The sequence below is a fragment of the uncultured Albimonas sp. genome, assembly GCF_963977235.1.
Lineage (GTDB): Bacteria > Pseudomonadota > Alphaproteobacteria > Rhodobacterales > Rhodobacteraceae > Albimonas.
In genome coordinates, this window is sequence record NZ_CAXBOD010000031.1 from 38,309 (window position 1) to 55,384 (window position 17,076).

The window sequence follows — 17,076 nt, forward strand, 5'->3', positions numbered from 1 at the left end:
CAGGGCGCGCCCGGCCCCGCGGCCGGGCGCGCCGTCCCTCATCCTGCCCGACTCCCGACCCGGGGTCGAGCGCGGCTCCCGCGCCTCAGCGGTCGAGGATGTCGCGCAGCTCCACCATGTTGGCCCGCGCGCGCAGCAGCTTCTCGCCCATGATCGAGAGGTGATCGGGGGTCAGGGTGCCGTCCTCGCGTCCGTTGGCCACGATCATCGGGGACAGGCGCGCGCCCTCGGCGATATGGGCCTCCATGCGGTCCCAGACCTGGATCAGGTCCGACACGTCGATGGTCTTGGCGAAGTCCTGGCGCACCGCCTGCAGCACGCCATGCAGGGCGAACAGCTCTCCGCGGGCCTCGTAGAACAGGTTGTCGGCGCGGAAGTCGAAGTAGCCGCGGTTGTTGCCCCCCGCCTCGACGAAGGCCTTCTGCGCGACCGACCACTCCATCGCCTTGGAACGGGTGTTGAGCCGCGAGGCCATCGAACCGAGGTCCGAGGCCAGCCGGTCGACCAGCGTGCGCAGGTTGTCGCGGCGCACGTCGAACAGCGCGTTGCAGGCGCCGAGCCGGTCGTTGTAGCCCTCATAGAGGGGGATCGCGCCGCGATAAGACTGGCGCGCGCCCTCCATCACCGTCTGCAGCTGCGGATCGAAGGGGTTGTTGAGCACCCAGGCCCGCTCGTTCACCCGCAGGCGGCCCTGCGCGGCCTGCAGGTCGGGGTCGGCCTCCGAGGTGCCGCGCACCCGGCCCAGCGTGTCGGCGAGGTCCAGCGAGACGCGCCGCACCACCGTCAGCATGCCCATCTGCATCGCCGCCTTGTTGTCGAACCAGGGCGTGTCGCCGAAGTCGATCAGGCCGAAGAAGCCGAAGCGATACTGCGGGTCGCCGGGCACCCAGGGGTTCTGGTTGACCATCAGATCCAGCAGGCCGATCTGCATCTGCACGATGCGCGAGTGGGCGCAGGTCCGCGGGTCTGACGCGCCGGTGGCGTCGGTGTCCCCCGCCGGCAGGCCCGAGTCGGCGCTCGCAGTGCTGGCGGCGCCGGGCTCGGTCTGGACGTTCTCGGGAATCGTCACCTCGGGCCGGTCGAGGACCACGCCCTCCTCGGGGATGATCCGCTGGGGATAGGCGATGTCCATGCCCGGATAGAAGCAGAACCGCCAGAACAGCGCCCCGACATAGATGATGGCGAGGATGGCGAGGACCGCGGGCAGCGCGCGCAGCGTGCGGCGGAACAGGCCGCGGCCGGGCTCTGCGAACGGATCGTTCGGGTCGCTCTTGCGGCGAATGCCGAAGAACCTCCCGATCCGCTCAAGGATCTCCACCAGGAAGTCGACGATGCGGGTCATTGGGCGCTCCGGTTTCGCTCTAGCGCCTAACAGGTAGCGGCTTGGGGGCGACAGTAAAAGCCGAAGGGGGGCGTCGGGGCGCCGCGGTTGGACGCGGGGCGCGCCCGAGGGGGGTCAATCCGGGGCGTCGAGGGCCGCGATCCCGGCCTCCCGATCGGCCTCTGGAGTCGTGTCGGGGTCGGGGCCGCGGCTGGGGCCGAGGCGGCCGGCCAGCGCTTCGCGCAGCACGAAGGTGCGCAGGGCGCAGGCGAGGCCGACTTCGGGCGGGCGGTGGGCGTCGATCTCGGCCGCGAGCGCGTTCAGCGCCTGGCCGCGCCGGGCGGCCAGCGCCCGGAAGGCCGCCCAGAACTCCGGCTCCAGCGAGACCGAACTGCGGTGACCGCGCAGGGTCAGCGAGCGTTTCTCTGGCGGCGCATAGGAGGCCGGCGCGCTCATCGCTCCGGCGCGCCGGGGTCGGGGCGGGTTTCGGCGTCAGGCGCCTCGCCCCCTTCGCCCGCGTCCGGGGCGTCGCGCTCCTCGAGGCGGTGGCCGTCGAGGCGGCGGCGGGCGAGCGCGTCCTGCGCCGCCTCCTGCGCCTTGTCGGCGGCGGTGCGGCCATGGCGCGCGGCGTTGGCGTCGCCCTCCTTGCGGCGGGCGTCGCGGCCGCGCTGCTTGCGGGCCCGGCGCAGGTTGATGATCTCGGCCATCGGCGTCTCCCTTGCCCGGTCAGGATAGCCCCCCGGCGCGGCGGGCGCGAGGGGCTGCGAGACTGGCGTTTCGGTCGCGGCGCGGAGGCGCTTGCGCAAAGCGGAGCGACCCCCCAATTGCTTCGATCGCCGGCGCTCGGCCGGCGCTTCGGCGGCGCGCGCGGCGCCCGCCGGGACAGGAGCCTTCGTTCCATGCTTCGCTACGGACCGCCGGTGATCTACGCCGGTTTTCTGCTGCTCTGTTTCGCGCGCCTGTGGCTGAACCGGCCGGGGCGCAGGGCCGGGATCGGAGGCTACGTCTTCGGCGCCTCGGTCAGCTACCTGGTGGTGTTCGGCGCGGCCTACGGCGGCGCCGCCGCGCTGGCCGAGGCGCTCTCGGGCGAGGCGGGCGGGCTGTTCTGGGCCGAGGCGGCCCTGCTCGCGCCGGCCTGCTGGCTGACATGGGCCGGGCTGCGGACGCTGTTCCCCTGGCCGCTGCCGCTGGAGGCCGACGAGCCGCTGCCCCCCGTCGCCTGAGACGGGGGCCGGGGCGGGGCCCTGCGCCGCCCCGGGGCCGCTCGCTCGGGGCGCCTCGCGCTCGCCGCGATGGGGGGGCATCGTGGCGGCGACCGATTCCGGAGGCCCGATGTTCCGTCCCCCCCCGCTCGCCCTCGCGCTGACTGCCGCGTGGCTCGCGTTCAGCCCCGCGGCCCTTGCCCAGCCGGCGGACGCCCCCGCTGAGGGGGCGCGGCAGGACCCGGCCCCCGCGGAGGCGACTCAGGCCCCCTCCACGGCACAGGTGGCGCCGCAGGACCCGTCGCAGGCCCCGTCGCAGGCCCCGCCGATGATCCGGCTGCCGGGGGGCGAGACGCTTGACCCCAAGGTGCTGCGCCAGCTCGCGCTCGACATCGGGTTCGGGCGGGAGATGTTCCAGCTTCCCGGCGACGCCCCCCACTGGTCGGACGCCCGGCTGCGCCGGTTCCGGCGCGGCGGCGTGCCGGTCGAGGTCTATTCCGACGATCCCGACTTCGCCTCCAACCCCGCCTTCTGGGGGCCGTTCCGCCTGCTGGCCGAGAAGCTGCCCGCGCTGACCGGGCTGACCCTGATCCCGCGCTCGCGCATCAAGCTGTGGGACGGGCCGCCGGGGCTGATGATCTTCGTGGGCGAGCGGGCCTGGCTGAAGGAGAGCCTGGTGGGGCTGGCGCGGCTCGCCGGCGCGGACGAGGCGCAGGCGGCCCGGCGCTTCGACCGCCTCTCCCTGCCCTTCGTGGTCCGCGGCCGCCCGGTCTGCTTTGCCGAGGTGCGCTTCCGGGCCGAGGATTCGGCCGAGCTGGCGCTTTCGGTGGTGGCGCTCGAGACCTCGCCCGACCTGCCCGAATGCGTCTACGAGGAGGTGATGCAGGCGCTGGGGCCGATCAACGACAGCCGCACCGTCGCGCAGACCCTGTTCAACGACGACCGCGGCGAGACGATCCCCACCAGCTACGACTGGCTGGCGCTGTCGATCCTCTACGATCCCCGTCTGAAGACCGGCATGACCCGCGACGAGGCCGAGCCCGAGATCGAGGCGCTGGTCGACGCGCTGACCGGCCCCGCCCCCGACTGAGCCCGCCCGAAGGCGGGGGTTGAGGGCGGGGCCCGCCGGCGCCCGCCCCCCGCTCCCCCGGGCCTCAAGCCTCGGGCCTCAGGTCGAGAGGGTCTGGACGAGGCGCTTCATCAGGGCCTCGCCCTTCTCCAGCTCCGAGATCTCGAGGTATTCGTCGGGCTGGTGGGCCTGGGCGATGTCGCCCGGCCCGCAGACGGCGGTCGAGTAGCCCGCGCCCTGGAACAGGCCCGCCTCGGTGGCGTAACTCACTGCGTTGGAAGAGTTGTCACCTGTCAACTGGCGCAGCAGCGTCTCGGCGGCGCCGTTCTGCTCGGGCGCGCAGGGGGGGACGTCGGCCTTGATCTCGACCTCGACGCGCGCCTCGGGGCGGACCTTCTGGGCGGCGGCCTGAAGCTCTGCGGCCTTCTCCTGGATCCGGGCCAGCCACTCGGCCGAGGTCTGCGGCGGACAGGCCCGCACGTCGACCGAGAACCAGGCCCGGCCGGCGGTGATGTTGTGGGCCTCGCCGCCCTGGAACTCTCCGACATGGACCGAGGTGCAGGGCGGGTCGAACAGCTCGGCCCCCGGCAGCGGGTTGGCCAGGTTCTCGTCCTGGCGGTCGTCGAGCCAGGTCACGAAGCGCGCGGCCAGGTGCACCGCCGAGACGCCCTTGTGGCGGATCGAGGAATGCGTCTCGAACCCCTTGGTGCGCACGATCAGCTCGAGGATGCCCTTGTGGGCGCCGACCACCGCGAGGTTCGAGGGCTCGCCCACGATCACCGCGGCGGCGTGGGGCAGCTCGGCGCGCATCCGCTCGATCATCGGGGGGGCCCCGTACATGCCGTCCTCCTCGTCGTAGCTGAGCGCAATCTGGATGGGACGTTTCAGCCCCGCCTCCAGCGCCTCGGGCACGATGGCGAGCGCGAGCGCGTCGAACCCCTTCATGTCGCAGGCGCCCCGGCCATAGAGGCGGCCGTTCTCCTCGGTCAGGGTCCAGGGGTCGCGGGTCCAGTCCTGCCCCTCGACCGGGACCACGTCGGTGTGGCCCGAGAGGACCACGCCGCCCGGAACCATCGGGCCGACGTTGGCAAACAGGCTCGCCTTGTCGCCCTCGGCGTTGGGGGTGATCGTGCAGGCCACCCCGTGGCTTTCGAGGTAGTCGCGCACGAAGTCGATCAGCGCGAGGTTCGAGCGGGTGCAGGTCGTGTCGAAGGCGACCAGCTTCTCGAGCATCTCGCGGGGCGTGTATCGTCGGGCCATGGCGCTGTCGCTCCCTGCGTTCAGCCGGCCGCGAGGCGGGCTTGCGCGACGCGCACCAGCATCGAGGCGCCGAGCGGGATCGCATCGTCGTCGAACACGAAGCCGGGGTTGTGCAGGGGCACGTCGCCCTTGTGGCCGACGGTGAAGTACACGCCGGGCGCGGTCTTGAGCATGTCGGCGAAGTCCTCCGAGCCGGTGGCGGCCTCGTCCTGGATCTTGACCAGGTCCTTGCCGGTGACCTCGGCGGCGATGCCGGCCACGATCTCCGAAAGCCCGCCGTCGTTCTCGAGCACCGTGAAGATGTCGCGGATGTCGACCTCGATCTCGACCCCGAAGGCGGCGGCGAGCCCGGCCGAGATCTCGCGCATGCGGGTGCGCATCCGCTGGGCCGCCTCGTCGGTGAAGAAGCGCATGGTGCCCGAGAGCGTCGCCTCGGAGGGGACCACGTTGTAGGCCGCGCCGGAGTGGATCTGGGTGATCGAGAGCACCGCGGCCTCATGGGGGGGCGCGTTGCGCGAGCGGATGGTCTGCAGCGCCTGGGCGAGCGCGGTGGCGACCATGATCGGGTCTTTGGAATGCTGCGGAGAGGCGCCGTGCGAGCCGACGCCCTTCACGCGGATGTCGAAGAAATCCGCGCCGGCCATCGCCACGCCCGGCTTGATCCCCACCACGCCCGGATCGGTGTAGGGGGAGTTGTGCAGGCCGTAGACCTCGTCGCAGGGGAATTTCTCGAACAACCCGTCGGCGATCATGGCGCGGGCGCCGCCCAGGCCCTCCTCGGCCGGCTGGAAGATGAGGATCACCCGGCCGGGGAAGTCGCGCGTCTCGGCCAGGCGCTGGGCGGCGGCGAGCAGGATTGTGGTGTGCCCGTCGTGGCCGCAGGCGTGCGAGACGCCCGGCGTGGTCGAGCGCCAGGGGAGGTTGGTCTCCTCCTCGATCGGCAGCGCGTCCATGTCGGCGCGCAGGCCCACGGTGCGGCCCGGCGCATTGCCCTCGACGACGCCGACCACGCCGGTGCCCCCGATGCCGGTATGGACCTCGATCCCCCACTCCTTGAGCTTCTCGACGACGATGCCCGAGGTGCGCACCTCCTGAAAGCCGATCTCGGGGTGGGCGTGGAGGTCGCGACGGATCGCGGCGAAGGTCTCGAGGCGGTCGGCGATCTCTGGGATGACGGGCATGGGGGCTCCGGGGACGAGGCGTGGGGCGGATTGGTTCGGACATTGGTCGCTCCGCCGGAGGGGCCGGTCAAGGGGCGCCCGTCGGCGGCGGGCCGCGCGAGGGGGGCGCGGCGGGTAAGGATTGGCAAACCCTGCCGCGTCAGGGTGGACGCCGGGCCCCGGCGATTGCGGGCCCGACGCCATCCGGGAGACGGTCGATGAGACGCCATGCCCTTTCGTTTCGCGGCCCGGCCGCAGCCGCGCTGCTGGGGGCCGTCGCGCTGGCCCCGCCGGGCGCGGCGCAGGCCTCGTGCCGGATGAACGTGGCCGACTTCGTGGGCTGGCAGATCATCTACGCGGGCCAGCTCTCGGGCACGATCGACCCCAATGGGCGCAGCGAGACCTTCGGCGGCTGCGTGCCGGGGCGGGTGCTGCTGATCGACGACGACCGCAGCGTGGCCTGCACGCAGACGCGCCTGGGCTCGGCCTATCGGCCCGAGATCGTGGTTCTTTCGAACGGCAAGCGGATGGTCGCGTGCATCGCCGACGCGCTTTATGACGTGCGCGATTGAGGGCGCGACTGAGGGCGCGGGTAGGGCGGCGCCCGGGCGGCGCGCTGAAAATTCGACCGACGCGGCGCGCGGCGCCCCCTTCAAATCTCCGCCGCAGGGGTCTATATGTGTCCTGTTCCCGCAAGGGGACTATGGCGATAAACGCGCACGAAATAAGCGGTTCGGACCCGGGGGCGGTACCCGGCGGCTCCACCAATCTCCCCCCTCTCGGTCATGGTCGAGGGATCCTGGGGACGCGAGGGGCCGAAACAGTATCGACGGACGTGTAAAGGTGTTTGCTTTCGCTCGGCAGGATGCCACCGTTACCGGCTCAAATTGTACAGTTGCCAATGACAACCGTGCTCCGGTGGCCGTCGCTGCGTAACGCAGCTTAAACCACCGATTCTTGAAGTCCTGGGGGTTTGCACCTTCAGGCGGGGCTCGCAGGCGCCTGGCAACAGAAGCCTGCACTAACCCCCCACATCTTCGAATATTCGGCGGCAAGGCGACTCGCGCCCCGGTGGATTCGCGCCTGCGCGAAAGGGCGTCCCATCGCGCTGCCCCGCGGCTGCGGCAATCTTGCCCGTGCTGGCCGGCCTCCGCGCGCCGGCTGGGGCCGGGCGTGGCTCGACCGCGACCGGCCAAGGCCGCGCAAGCGATTGGAAACGCCGCGCTCTGCACGCGCCAGCGCCCCGCCGGACGGCCCCGGCCCCGCCGGGCGGCAGGCCCGCGCCGCGGCCCGCGGACGCCCTGCCCCCGGCCGGGCACAGCGACTTTCATCGCGCTCAGAATCGGATATGGTCCCCCGAAACAACCCCTGCCGCCGGAACCGCCGATGACCTCCAATCCCCTCGACTACGGCCGCCTGATGCAACGAGCGCTCCGCTCGGTGGTGCACGAGGCCCTCGCCGTCGCGGTGGAGGAGGGGCTGCCGGGCGAGCATCACTTCTACATCTCCTTCGACACCTCGCACCCGGGCGTCGACGTGCCCGACTGGCTGCAGGCCCAGTACCCCGAGGAGCTGACCATCGTCCTGCAGCATGAGTACTGGGACCTGGCGGTGACCTCGGACCGGTTCTCGGTGGGGCTGTCGTTCTCGGAGCGCCCGGTGAAGCTGACGGTGCCCTTCGACGCGGTGCTGACCTTCGTCGACCCCCATGCCGAGTTCGGCCTGAAGTTCGATCCCCACGAGGTCGACGACGAGGACGAGCTGGGCGATCTGGACGAGAGCCTGGACGACGACGACGACGATCCCTCCCCCCCCAAGGGCGGCAAGGGCGAGGTCGTCAGCCTGGATCGCTTCCGCAAGTCCTGAGCCGGGGGCCCCTGCCCCGCGCCGACGCCGTTGCTCCGTTCCGCGCGCGCCCGTATACAGCCACCGGATCGCATTTCCGGAGGTTCCCCCAGATGACCGCCACCCGCACCGAGACCGACAGCTTCGGCCCGCTCGAGGTTCCCGCCGACCGTTACTGGGGCGCGCAGACCCAGCGTTCGCTGAAGAACTTCCCCATCGGCTGGGAGAAGCAGCCCGTCGCCGTGGTCCGCGCGCTCGGCGTGATCAAGTGCGCCGCCGCGAAGACCAACATGAGCCTCGGCGTGCTGGACGAGAAGCTGGGCGCGGCCATGGTCGAGGCCGCGACCGAGGTGGTCGAGGGCAAGCTCGACGATCACTTCCCGCTGGTGGTCTGGCAGACCGGCTCGGGCACCCAGTCGAACATGAACGCCAACGAGGTCGTCTCGAACCGCGCCATCGAGATCCTGGGCGGCGAGATGGGCTCCAAGAAACCCGTCCACCCCAACGACCACTGCAACATGGGCCAGTCGTCCAACGACACCTTCCCGACCGCGATGCACATCGCCGCCGCGATGACCGCGCGCGACGTGCTGCTGCCGGGGCTCCAGAAGCTCCACGCCGCCCTGCAGGAGAAGCAGGAGGCGTTCAAGGACATCATCAAGATCGGCCGCACCCACACCCAGGACGCGACCCCGCTGACCCTGGGCCAGGAGTTCTCGGGCTACGTCTGGCAGGTCTCGCAGGGGATCGACCGGGTGGAGCGGGCGCTGCCCAACATCCTGGCGCTGGCGCAGGGCGGCACCGCGGTGGGCACCGGGCTGAACGCCAAGGTGGGCTTTGCCGAGGCCTTCGCCGAGAACGTCGCCGAGATCACCGGCATGGCCTTCCACACCGCCCCCAACAAGTTCGAGGCGCTGGCCGCCCACGATGCGGTGGTCGAGATGTCGGGCGCGGTGAAGACCGTGGCGGCGTCCCTCTTCAAGATCGCCAACGACATCCGCTTCCTCGGCTCGGGCCCCCGCTGCGGCCTGGGCGAGCTGATCCTGCCGGAGAACGAGCCCGGCTCCTCGATCATGCCGGGCAAGGTGAACCCCACCCAGTCCGAGGCGCTGACCCAGGTCTGCGCCCATGTCTTCGGCAACGACGCGGCCATCGGCTTCGCCGGCTCGCAGGGGCATTTCGAGCTCAACGTCTACAAGCCGATGATGATCTACAACCTCCTGCAGTCGATGCAGCTCTTGGGCGACGCGGCCTCGGCCTTCACCGACAACTGCGTGGTCGGCATCCAGGCCGACGAGGAGCGGATCGGCAAGCTGATGCGCGAGAGCCTGATGCTGGTCACCGCGCTCGCGCCGACCATCGGCTACGACGCCGCCACCAAAGTCGCCAAGACCGCCCACAAGAACGGCACGACCCTCAAGCAGGAGGCGATCGCGCTGGGCTATGTGGACGAGGAGACCTTCGACCGCGTGGTGCGCCCCGAGGACATGCTCGGCCCGAAGTGAGGCGACAGGCCGATGAGGTCCCCGAAGGCCGCGCCCGCGATCCGCAGGGCAGAGGCGTCCGACGCCCCCGCGCTGCGGGCCCTCGTGCGCGCGGCCTTCGCCCTCTACACGCCCCGAATGGGGCGCGAGCCTGCGCCGATGGCGCAGGACTTCCCCGCCGACATCGCCGCCCGCCGCTGCTGGATGGTCGACGGGCTCGCCGGTCCGTTGGGCCTGCTGGTCGCCTGGGGCGAAGATGACGCCTTCCACCTCGAGACGGTGGCGGTCGCGACCGCCGCGCAGGGCACGGGGCTGGGCCGGATGCTGGTCGCCTTCGCCGAGGACGAGGCGCGCCGGCAGGGCTTCGCCGCGATCCGCCTCTACACCAACGCGATGATGACCGAGAACCTCAGCCTCTACCCGCGGCTCGGCTACGTCGAGACCGGGCGGCGGCGCGAGGCGGGGTTCGACCGGGTGTTCTTCGAGAAGACGCTGTAGGGCGCATTTCAATGCGCCTGTTGCGCAGGCTGCAGGCGCAGGCGGCGCATTGAAATGCGCCCTGCGCGGGCGTCACTCCTCGAGGTCGGCCTCGTCGATCTCCTCGCCCCCGGGCGCGCCGGGGCCGGCGGCGGGGCCCGAGACGCCCCGTTCTCGGTAGGGGGTGCGCTTGTAGTGGGCGCGGTAGCATTTCGAGAAATGCGACGGGCTGGTGAAGCCGCAGGCGAGCGCCACGTTGATCACGCTCATGTCCGTCTGCAGCAGCAGCCGGCGGGCCTTCTCGAGCCGCAGCTCGAGGTAGTAGCGCTTGGGCGAGCGGTCGAGGTAGCGGCGGAACAGGCGCTCCAGCTGGCGGGTGGACATGCCCACGCTTTCGGCCAGGCGCGCGGCCGAGACCGGCTCCTCGACGTTCTCGTGCATCAGGGCGATGACCCGGCTCAGCTTGGGGTGGCGCACGCCGATGCGGGCGGGGACCGAGAGGCGCTGGTGATCCTCGTCGCCGCGCAGGTTGGTGTAGACCATCTGGTCGGCGACCATGCCCGCGATGTCGGGCCCATGGGCGCCGGCGACCACGCGCAGCATCATGTCGCCCGCCGCCGCCCCGCCCGCGGCGGTCATCGCGTCGCGGTCGATGACGAAGATCTGGTCCGAGAGTTCCACGTCGGGGAAATCCTCGGTGAAGCCGTCCTGGTTTTCCCAGTGGATGGTGCAGCGCTTGCCGTCCAGCAGGCCGGCGCGGGCCAGCGCATAGGCGCCGGTGCACACCGCCCCCATGGTCACGCCGCGCCGGCTTTCGCGGCGCAGCCAGTTCAGCACGCCCCGGGTGGTGGCGCGGGCCACGTCGATGCCCCCGCAGACCACCGCGACGGCGCCGCGGGGCAGCTCGTCCAGCCCGCCGCTCACGGCCGTGTCGATCCCGGCCGAGGCGCGCACCGGGGCCCCCGTCTCCGAGATCAGCCGCCAGCGGTAGAGCTCGCGCCCCGAGACGTGGTTGGCCAGCCGCAGCGGCTCGATCGCCGAGGCGAAGGCGATGAGGGAGAAATTGTCCAGCAGGACGAAGACGAACAGAGCCGGCGCGGCCGAGGCCGCGGCGCCCGTCTGGGGGGAGGATGCCGGTCGCGTGTTCATCGTATCTCCCAGCCGGAATCACCAGCGAAAGACGCGAAGTCAAACGAAAACGCCTCGCCGCGCAAGGGCCGCCTTCGCGCGCCCTTCCGCAAGGGCGCGCGAAGATCGGAATGCGACGGGACGGGGCCTGGCGACGACTTCGGCCGCGGGCGTGCGCCGCGCCCCTGACGCGCGGGGCCCGGCCCCGGCGGGCGGGGGCCGACTCGGGGCCGCGGCGAGGCGCGGCTCAATCGTTCTCCACATAGCCGAACTCGTAGGAGATCAGGCCGCAGAGGTCGGCGGTGGTCCGCCGCCGGCCGGGCTTGATCGCGTATTCGGTCCACACGTCGCTCTCGCCGGTGTCGAGGGCGATGCGGGTCTCGACATCCACCGGGAAGCCGCAGTTGTTCTGATAGACGAGGGTCATCGAGGGCCGGTCGGGCTCGTCGTAGGAGCACGACGAGAGGGCCGAGGAGCCGGTGCTCTTGCGGGTCTCGATCACCTCGACGCAGCCCTCCATGCCGCCGCGGCGGGGTTCGTCCTCGCCCACCAGAGCCTCGGACCAGGTGGGCTGGTCGTCGGCCTCGGGCTGGGCGCCCTGCCCGGCGGCTTCGGCGCGAGGGGAGGCGCCCCCGGAGGCGTCCTCGGCGGCGTCCCGGTCTTCGGCCTCGGCCATCCGGGCGCGGGTCTCCATCTCCGCCCGGTTCGCCTCGCTCTCGCGGCGGCGGGCCTCCGCCTCGGCGTCGGCCGAGGGAGAGGCGGGGGACGAGACGCTCGGCAGGGCGCGCGGGCCGCGATCGGCCATCCGCTCCACCCGGGCGTTGAAGTCGGCCAGGTCGGCCATCTGCGCCTGGGTGCGCCGGCGCCAATCGCCCAGCGGATCGGCGGCCAGGCGCGCCCAGGCGGCGTCGGCCGCGGCCCTCTGCCGAGCGCGGTGGCGTTCCACGTCGCGCTCGTCGGCCATCTGTCCCGCGATCTCGGAGGCCCCGATGCGATAGCCGGACTGCTGCTCGGCGAACCAGTCCTCGACCTGCTCGATCTCGCCGGCCGGCGAGGCCTGGAAGCGGTCGGCGGCACGTAACTCGCCGACCTCGGCCAGGGTCCGCTCGCGCGCGGCGATCTCGGCGACCTCCTCGGCGCGGCGCGCCCAGTCGATGCCCGCCAGAACGCCGTCGGCGCAGTCCAGCAGCCGCGGCATCCGGCGCTCCAGCCGGTCGAGCGAGACCGCGTAGTCGACGTCTCCGGCGAGCACCGCCCGCCACTCGTAATCGGCCATCAGATCGTCCTCGCAGACCTCGTCCAGCCGCCGGGCGGGGTTGGAGTCCCGATAGGCGCGCCGCAGCGCCTCGTAGTCGCGACGCGCGGCGGGGGACGGGTCGCCCTCCAGCCGGGCGGCGAGCCGGCGCGCCTCCGCCACCGCGGCGTCGCCGCTCAGGATCCCCGGCGGGAGATTGTCCTGGAACCGATACGTGAACCATAGGCGCGCCCCCGCGCCCAGGTCTTCGACGGCGTAGCGCTTGGCGGCGGGGGAGGGTCCGGGGGCCTCCCGCCCGTCGGGTTCGCGGCCCACGCAGGACAGGCACAGCGTCCAGGGGGAGTTCATCCAGGTCCCCGCCATCCGCTCATCGGGCAGCCGCGCGTAGAAGGTGGTGTTGCCGACCCTGAGCTTCATCACGTCCCGCCAGCCGTCGCGGATCCAGGCAGGGATCGCCATCGGCTGAACCCTGAGACGGTAAAGGGGAATCGGACCCTCGCGCCGGATCTCGACGGCGAGGTAGAGCCGCCGATCCGGCGCCGGCTCGCGGCCGCGCAGGTGCTCGATCTTGCCGTCGTCGGAAATCATCCGCTTGCTCCCGATGAAGTCGCCGCCCCGCGCCTGGATCGCTTCGACGTAGTCGCGGTATTCGTCGCCGGCGAAGGGCCACTCCGAGGCTCCGGGGGGAGGCGTCTCGACCGTCCGCGGGGCCGCCGGCGGCGACGACGGCTCGCAGGCCGCCGCAAGGATCGAGACGAGCGCGAGCAGGCCGCCGCTCAGGATGCGTCGCATGGAAGTCCCCCCAGGAAGCTGCGGGCGCGCCGACGCAAGTGGACCCGGCGCGCAATTGCTACGGCTAAATTGCGCGACGGGGGCGACGCAAGGTCAGGACACGATAACGGGATGCGATTCCATGATGCGGCGACGGGGCTGCGGCGTCATTCCGCCGCCGCGGGCCTGCGCAAGGGGCCGGGCCCGTCGCGGACCCCGTCGCGCGGATCGGGCTGCAGACGCAGGTCGCCGCGGTCGCGGGGCAGCGCCTCGGGGTGGCTGTCGCGCAGCCACAGCAGGATCTTCTCGCGCACCTCGCAGCGCAGCTCCCAGGCGCGCGGCGAGGAGCGGGCCGACATCAGCGCGCGCACCTCGACCGTGCGCTCCGAGGCGCCGATCACCTGGAAGACCGAGACCTGCCCGTCCCACCAGGGCGAGGCGCGCACCACCTCGTCGAACTTCTCGCGCAGCGCCTCGAAGGGGGCGGCGTAGTCGACATGCAGGACCACCGAGCCGATGATCGCCCCGCTCTCGCGGGTCCAGTTCTCGAACGGCTTCTCGATGAAATAGCTGATCGGGAGAACCAGGCGGCGCCAGTCCCAGATGCGGACCACGACGTAGGTGGCGGTGATCTCTTCGATCCAGCCCCACTCGCCCTCGACGATGACCACGTCCTCGATGCGCATCGGCTGGGTGATGGCGATCTGCAGGCCTGCGAAGATGTTGGCCAGCACCGGGCGCGCGGCGACCGCGGCCACGATCCCCGCGACGCCGGCCGAGGCGAAGAGCCCCGCCCCGTATTCGCGCACCCCGTCGAAGGTCAGCAGGCAGGCGCCGGCGGTGATCATGAACACCATGATGTTGATCACCTGCCGGAAGACCCGGATCTGGGTGCGGTTCTTGCGCGCCTCGACGTTCTCCTCGTCCGCGCCCATCCAGCGGCGCAGCGAGCGGTCGGCGGTGTGGCTGACGGTCGACATCAACGCCCAGCCGATCAGCACGATCAGCATGATCGAGATCGCGTGGCGGACGAGGTCGATCCACTCGTAGGGCAGGTTGGTGGCCGGAAGGGTCACGATCATCCCCACCAGCACCGCGGCCAGCCGGCTGAGCCCGCCGGTGCGGCGGACCACCTCGCGGAGGAAGCCGGTCTCGGCCCCGCGGGTGGCGCGCAGGAGCGCCCGGCGCAGCAGCCAGTTCAGCGCCAGACATATCAGCACCCCCGCCACCATGGCGCTGGCGCCGATCATCAGCGCGGGGATCCCGGCGACGAAATCGCGCGCCGGCGCGGTCAGGGCGTCGATCGAGCCGACGACCTCCTTGACGGTCGCGGCAGGCTCCAGCTCCTCCATGCGCGGCTCTCCCGGGTTTCGGCGGAGGTCCAGACAAGCTAGGGCATCCTGATCGTTGTGCAGCGCGGCAGGATGTCCTGCTGCGGCGCCGAAGGAAGCCGGGACGGGGCGTGCGCCGCGAAAGATCCTCGCCCACCTGCGGCCCGGATGCCTTGCCGCGCCGCAAAAACGCCCGATTCCCCACCGTCGCGGCTTGGAACGGGGGGGGTTCTCGGCTACAGGGGGCGCCCTGACGAAAACCCGACCCGGGGATGGAGCCAATGACCGAGGCCTGGACCAAGCGCAGCTGGCGGAACCACGAAGCCCTGCAGATGCCCGTCTATCGCGACAAGAGCGCCTTTGACGCCGCCTATTCGCAGCTTGCCTCGTATCCCCCGCTGGTCTTTGCCGGCGAGGCGCGGGCCCTGACCGCGCGCCTGGGCGAGGTTGCCGAGGGGCGGGCCTTTCTGCTCCAGGGCGGCGACTGCGCCGAGAGCTTCAACGAGTTCGGCGCCGACAACATCCGCGACACCTTCCGGGTGCTGCTGCAGATGGCGATCGTGCTGACCTTCGGCGCCTCGATGCCGGTGGTGAAGGTCGGCCGCATGGCCGGCCAGTTCGCCAAGCCGCGCTCGTCCGACGTCGAGAAGGTCGGCGGGGTCGAACTGCCGAGCTACCGCGGCGACATCATCAACGGCTTCGACTTCACGCCCGAGGCGCGCGAGCCGGACCCCGAGCGGATGAAGCAGGCCTACCTGCAGTCGGCCGCGACGCTGAACCTGCTGCGCGCCTTCTCCCAGGGCGGTTTCGCCGACATCCACCGCGTGCACGCCTGGAATCTGGGCTTCGCCAGCGGAACGCCGGGGTCGGAGCGTTATGCGGCGCTGGCCGAGCGGATATCGGCGGCGCTGGACTTCATGACGGCCGCGGGGATCGACCGCGCGACCGAGGAGAAGCTGAGCCGGGTGGACTTCTGGACCTCGCACGAGGCCCTGCTGCTGCCCTTCGAGGAGGCGCTGTGCCGTCAGGATTCGCTGACCGGCCAGTATGTTGCGGGCTCGGGTCACATGATCTGGATCGGCGACCGCACGCGCCAGCCCGACGGCGCGCACGTGGAGTTCGCCCGCGGCGTGATCAACCCGATCGGGCTGAAGTGCGGCCCCTCGCTGACGCCCGACGGCCTGTTGCGGCTGATCGACCTGCTGAACCCCAACAACGTTCCGGGGCGGCTGACGCTGATCAACCGCTTCGGCGCGGGCAAGGTGGGCGAGCATCTGCCCGGCCTGATCCGCGCGGTCGAGAAGGCCGGCCGCAAGGTGGTCTGGTCGTGCGATCCGATGCACGGCAACACCATCAAGTCGGCCTCGGGCTACAAGACCCGGCCGTTCGAGCGGGTGCAGCAGGAGGTCTCGGAGTTCTTCGAGATCTGCAAGGCCGAGGGCGTCCATGCCGGCGGCGTGCATTTCGAGATGACCGGCTCCAACGTGACCGAGTGCACCGGCGGTCTCTATGACGTGACCGACGAGGATCTCGCCTCGCGCTACCACACCGCCTGCGACCCGCGCCTCAACGCGGCCCAGGCCCTCGAGCTGGCCTTCCTGCTGGCCGAGGAACTGGAGCGCGAGCGTCGGGTCGGCCTCGCCGCCGCCGTCTGAGACGACTTTCGGGGGCCCGTCCCCCTGCCCTTCCGCCCGGACGAGCCCTCGCGGCCGTCCGGGCGGTTTCCGTTCAGGAGCTGTGAATGACCCACGTGGTGGTGCTGACCGCGCAGGAGGGCGTGCCCGACGCTTTCCTCGCCGAGGCCGAGAAGATCTGCGCCGCCGCTCCGCGCCGGCTGGGCGCGCGCGCGGCCGAGATCCCGGGCACGGCGGGCATGGCGGCCGAGCTGCACGCCGCGCTCGGCGGAGCGGTGGACGTGAACCTGGTGGCCAGGACCGGCCGGGCCAAGCGCCTGCTGATCGCCGACATGGACAGCACCATCATCCCGGTCGAGTGCATCGACGAGATCGCCGATGTCGCCGGCGTGGGCGAGCGCGTGAAGGAGATCACCGAGCGCGCCATGCAGGGCGAGCTCGACTTCGAGGGCGCGTTGCGCGCCCGCGTCCGCCTGCTGCGCGGCCTGCCGGTCGAGGCGCTGGAAACCGTCTGGCGCGAGCGCATCGCGCTCAACCCCGGCGCCCGCACGCTGGTGCAGACGATGAACGCCCGCGGCGCGGTCACCGCGCTGGTCTCGGGCGGCTTCACCTGGTTCGCCGACCGCGTCGCCGAGGCCGCCGGCTTCCAGCACGCCCAGGCCAACACCCTGCTCGAGGACGCCGGCCGCCTGACGGGAGAGCCGGGCGAGCCGATCCTGGGCCGCCAGGCCAAGCTCGACGCGCTGCGCCGCCTCTGCGCCGAGGCGGGCGTGGGGCTAGACGCCGCGATCGCGGTCGGCGACGGCGCCAACGACCTCGCCATGGTCGAGGCCGCGGGCCTGGGCGTGGCCTACCACGCCAAGCCCGCGCTTGCGGCCAAGGCCAACGCGGTGCTCTTCGTCTCGGACCTGACCGCGCTGCTCAGCCTGCAAGGCATCCCCGAGTCCGACTTCGCCGACTGACCCCGCCCCTGGCGCCCCGGCGCGCCGCCCGCCGGGGCCCGCAAAGCGCCTGTTCCCCGGAGCCGTCTCTCGCGGATGCCGCCCGGAGCGACGCGGCCCCGCCGGTCAGGGATCGCGAAGCGACCCCCGCAGGGGGCTTGTCCTTGACCGGCGGGGGCGAGTCGCTCAGGCATCGCA

At 71.8% G+C, this 17,076-nt stretch carries 16 protein-coding genes and 1 other RNA gene; 9 read left to right on the forward strand and 8 right to left on the reverse strand.

The window, feature by feature from the left end:
• Positions 1–85 precede the first annotated feature (85 nt).
• The 3 genes from AAC134_RS14550 to AAC134_RS14560 all read right to left on the reverse strand — a co-directional run bounded on the left by AAC134_RS14550 (position 86) and on the right by AAC134_RS14560 (position 2,028).
• Positions 86–1,342 carry a DUF2333 family protein gene (locus AAC134_RS14550; protein WP_339949828.1) on the reverse strand — a complete coding sequence of 419 codons (1,257 nt, stop codon included), beginning with the start codon at positions 1,340–1,342 and terminating at the stop codon, positions 86–88.
• Between the two features lie 114 nt (positions 1,343–1,456).
• Positions 1,457–1,777 (reverse strand): ribbon-helix-helix domain-containing protein, encoded by a 321-nt coding sequence (locus AAC134_RS14555; RefSeq protein WP_339949829.1) that lies wholly within the window; start codon positions 1,775–1,777, stop codon positions 1,457–1,459.
• Entirely contained in the window at positions 1,774–2,028 is a 255-nt protein-coding gene (locus tag AAC134_RS14560; RefSeq protein ID WP_339949830.1) for a DUF4169 family protein, read from the reverse strand. The genes AAC134_RS14555 and AAC134_RS14560 overlap by 4 nt, the downstream gene beginning before the upstream one ends.
• A gap of 192 nt (positions 2,029–2,220) precedes the next feature.
• Between AAC134_RS14560 and AAC134_RS14565 the strand changes: the two genes are divergently transcribed.
• Entirely contained in the window at positions 2,221–2,544 is a 324-nt protein-coding gene (locus AAC134_RS14565) for a hypothetical protein (protein ID WP_339949831.1), read from the forward strand.
• Positions 2,545–2,851: 307 nt separating this feature from the next.
• Positions 2,852–3,613: a DUF2927 domain-containing protein gene (locus AAC134_RS14570; protein WP_339949832.1), complete on the forward strand. Its 762-nt coding sequence runs from the start codon at positions 2,852–2,854 to the stop codon at positions 3,611–3,613.
• Positions 3,614–3,691: 78 nt separating this feature from the next.
• Here AAC134_RS14570 and argE read toward each other — a convergent pair whose 3' ends face one another.
• Both argE and AAC134_RS14580 read right to left on the reverse strand, forming a co-directional pair.
• On the reverse strand, positions 3,692–4,852 hold the full coding sequence (gene argE / locus AAC134_RS14575; RefSeq protein ID WP_339949833.1) for an acetylornithine deacetylase: 1,161 nt from the start codon (positions 4,850–4,852) through the stop codon (positions 3,692–3,694).
• Positions 4,853–4,872: 20 nt separating this feature from the next.
• Positions 4,873–6,033 carry a M20 aminoacylase family protein gene (locus AAC134_RS14580; protein ID WP_339949834.1) on the reverse strand — a complete coding sequence of 387 codons (1,161 nt, stop codon included), beginning with the start codon at positions 6,031–6,033 and terminating at the stop codon, positions 4,873–4,875.
• 197 nt (positions 6,034–6,230) lie between these two features.
• Here AAC134_RS14580 and AAC134_RS14585 point away from each other — a divergent pair, with 197 nt between their 5' ends.
• The 5 genes from AAC134_RS14585 (at position 6,231) to AAC134_RS14605 (ending at position 9,839) form a co-directional block, all read left to right on the forward strand.
• Positions 6,231–6,584 carry a hypothetical protein gene (locus AAC134_RS14585; protein ID WP_339949835.1) on the forward strand — a complete coding sequence of 118 codons (354 nt, stop codon included), beginning with the start codon at positions 6,231–6,233 and terminating at the stop codon, positions 6,582–6,584.
• A gap of 75 nt (positions 6,585–6,659) precedes the next feature.
• Positions 6,660–7,035, forward strand: a transfer-messenger RNA (tmRNA) gene (gene ssrA, locus AAC134_RS14590).
• Between the two features lie 363 nt (positions 7,036–7,398).
• Complete coding sequence (locus tag AAC134_RS14595; protein WP_339949836.1) at positions 7,399–7,878, forward strand: ClpXP protease specificity-enhancing factor SspB; 480 nt, start codon at positions 7,399–7,401, stop codon at positions 7,876–7,878.
• A 92-nt stretch (positions 7,879–7,970) separates the two neighbouring features.
• Positions 7,971–9,362 carry a class II fumarate hydratase gene (gene fumC, locus AAC134_RS14600; protein ID WP_339949837.1) on the forward strand — a complete coding sequence of 464 codons (1,392 nt, stop codon included), beginning with the start codon at positions 7,971–7,973 and terminating at the stop codon, positions 9,360–9,362.
• Between the two features lie 12 nt (positions 9,363–9,374).
• Positions 9,375–9,839: a GNAT family N-acetyltransferase gene (locus AAC134_RS14605; protein ID WP_339949838.1), complete on the forward strand. Its 465-nt coding sequence runs from the start codon at positions 9,375–9,377 to the stop codon at positions 9,837–9,839.
• A 72-nt stretch (positions 9,840–9,911) separates the two neighbouring features.
• On the opposite strand, the gene AAC134_RS14610 is transcribed toward AAC134_RS14605, so the two are convergent.
• The 3 genes from AAC134_RS14610 to AAC134_RS14620 all read right to left on the reverse strand — a co-directional run bounded on the left by AAC134_RS14610 (position 9,912) and on the right by AAC134_RS14620 (position 14,324).
• Entirely contained in the window at positions 9,912–10,967 is a 1,056-nt protein-coding gene (locus AAC134_RS14610; RefSeq protein ID WP_339949839.1) for a GlxA family transcriptional regulator, read from the reverse strand.
• 226 nt (positions 10,968–11,193) lie between these two features.
• On the reverse strand, positions 11,194–12,993 hold the full coding sequence (locus AAC134_RS14615) for a hypothetical protein (protein ID WP_339949840.1): 1,800 nt from the start codon (positions 12,991–12,993) through the stop codon (positions 11,194–11,196).
• Positions 12,994–13,139: 146 nt separating this feature from the next.
• A complete protein-coding gene (locus tag AAC134_RS14620; RefSeq protein WP_339949841.1) occupies positions 13,140–14,324 on the reverse strand; it encodes a mechanosensitive ion channel family protein in 1,185 nt (394 codons plus the stop codon).
• A gap of 260 nt (positions 14,325–14,584) precedes the next feature.
• Here AAC134_RS14620 and AAC134_RS14625 point away from each other — a divergent pair, with 260 nt between their 5' ends.
• A complete protein-coding gene (locus AAC134_RS14625) occupies positions 14,585–15,958 on the forward strand; it encodes a 3-deoxy-7-phosphoheptulonate synthase class II (RefSeq protein WP_339949842.1) in 1,374 nt (457 codons plus the stop codon).
• Between the two features lie 86 nt (positions 15,959–16,044).
• Complete coding sequence (gene serB, locus AAC134_RS14630; RefSeq protein WP_339949843.1) at positions 16,045–16,899, forward strand: phosphoserine phosphatase SerB; 855 nt, start codon at positions 16,045–16,047, stop codon at positions 16,897–16,899.
• Positions 16,900–17,076: the final 177 nt, after the last annotated feature.

What these genes read in the sequence shown, in the direction of transcription:
- AAC134_RS14625 (WP_339949842.1), top strand. Translation starts at nt 14,585, where the DNA reads ATGACCGAGGCCTGGACCAAGCGCAGCTGGCGGAACCACGAAGCCCTG.
- AAC134_RS14615 (WP_339949840.1), bottom strand. Translation starts at nt 12,993, where the DNA reads ATGCGACGCATCCTGAGCGGCGGCCTGCTCGCGCTCGTCTCGATCCTT.
- AAC134_RS14585 (WP_339949835.1), top strand. Translation starts at nt 6,231, where the DNA reads ATGAGACGCCATGCCCTTTCGTTTCGCGGCCCGGCCGCAGCCGCGCTG.
- AAC134_RS14560 (WP_339949830.1), bottom strand. Translation starts at nt 2,028, where the DNA reads ATGGCCGAGATCATCAACCTGCGCCGGGCCCGCAAGCAGCGCGGCCGC.
- fumC (WP_339949837.1), top strand. Translation starts at nt 7,971, where the DNA reads ATGACCGCCACCCGCACCGAGACCGACAGCTTCGGCCCGCTCGAGGTT.
- AAC134_RS14595 (WP_339949836.1), top strand. Translation starts at nt 7,399, where the DNA reads ATGACCTCCAATCCCCTCGACTACGGCCGCCTGATGCAACGAGCGCTC.
- AAC134_RS14580 (WP_339949834.1), bottom strand. Translation starts at nt 6,033, where the DNA reads ATGCCCGTCATCCCAGAGATCGCCGACCGCCTCGAGACCTTCGCCGCG.
- AAC134_RS14550 (WP_339949828.1), bottom strand. Translation starts at nt 1,342, where the DNA reads ATGACCCGCATCGTCGACTTCCTGGTGGAGATCCTTGAGCGGATCGGG.
- AAC134_RS14570 (WP_339949832.1), top strand. Translation starts at nt 2,852, where the DNA reads ATGATCCGGCTGCCGGGGGGCGAGACGCTTGACCCCAAGGTGCTGCGC.
- serB (WP_339949843.1), top strand. Translation starts at nt 16,045, where the DNA reads ATGACCCACGTGGTGGTGCTGACCGCGCAGGAGGGCGTGCCCGACGCT.
- AAC134_RS14620 (WP_339949841.1), bottom strand. Translation starts at nt 14,324, where the DNA reads ATGGAGGAGCTGGAGCCTGCCGCGACCGTCAAGGAGGTCGTCGGCTCG.
- AAC134_RS14555 (WP_339949829.1), bottom strand. Translation starts at nt 1,777, where the DNA reads ATGAGCGCGCCGGCCTCCTATGCGCCGCCAGAGAAACGCTCGCTGACC.
- AAC134_RS14605 (WP_339949838.1), top strand. Translation starts at nt 9,375, where the DNA reads ATGAGGTCCCCGAAGGCCGCGCCCGCGATCCGCAGGGCAGAGGCGTCC.
- AAC134_RS14565 (WP_339949831.1), top strand. Translation starts at nt 2,221, where the DNA reads ATGCTTCGCTACGGACCGCCGGTGATCTACGCCGGTTTTCTGCTGCTC.
- AAC134_RS14610 (WP_339949839.1), bottom strand. Translation starts at nt 10,967, where the DNA reads ATGAACACGCGACCGGCATCCTCCCCCCAGACGGGCGCCGCGGCCTCG.
- argE (WP_339949833.1), bottom strand. Translation starts at nt 4,852, where the DNA reads ATGGCCCGACGATACACGCCCCGCGAGATGCTCGAGAAGCTGGTCGCC.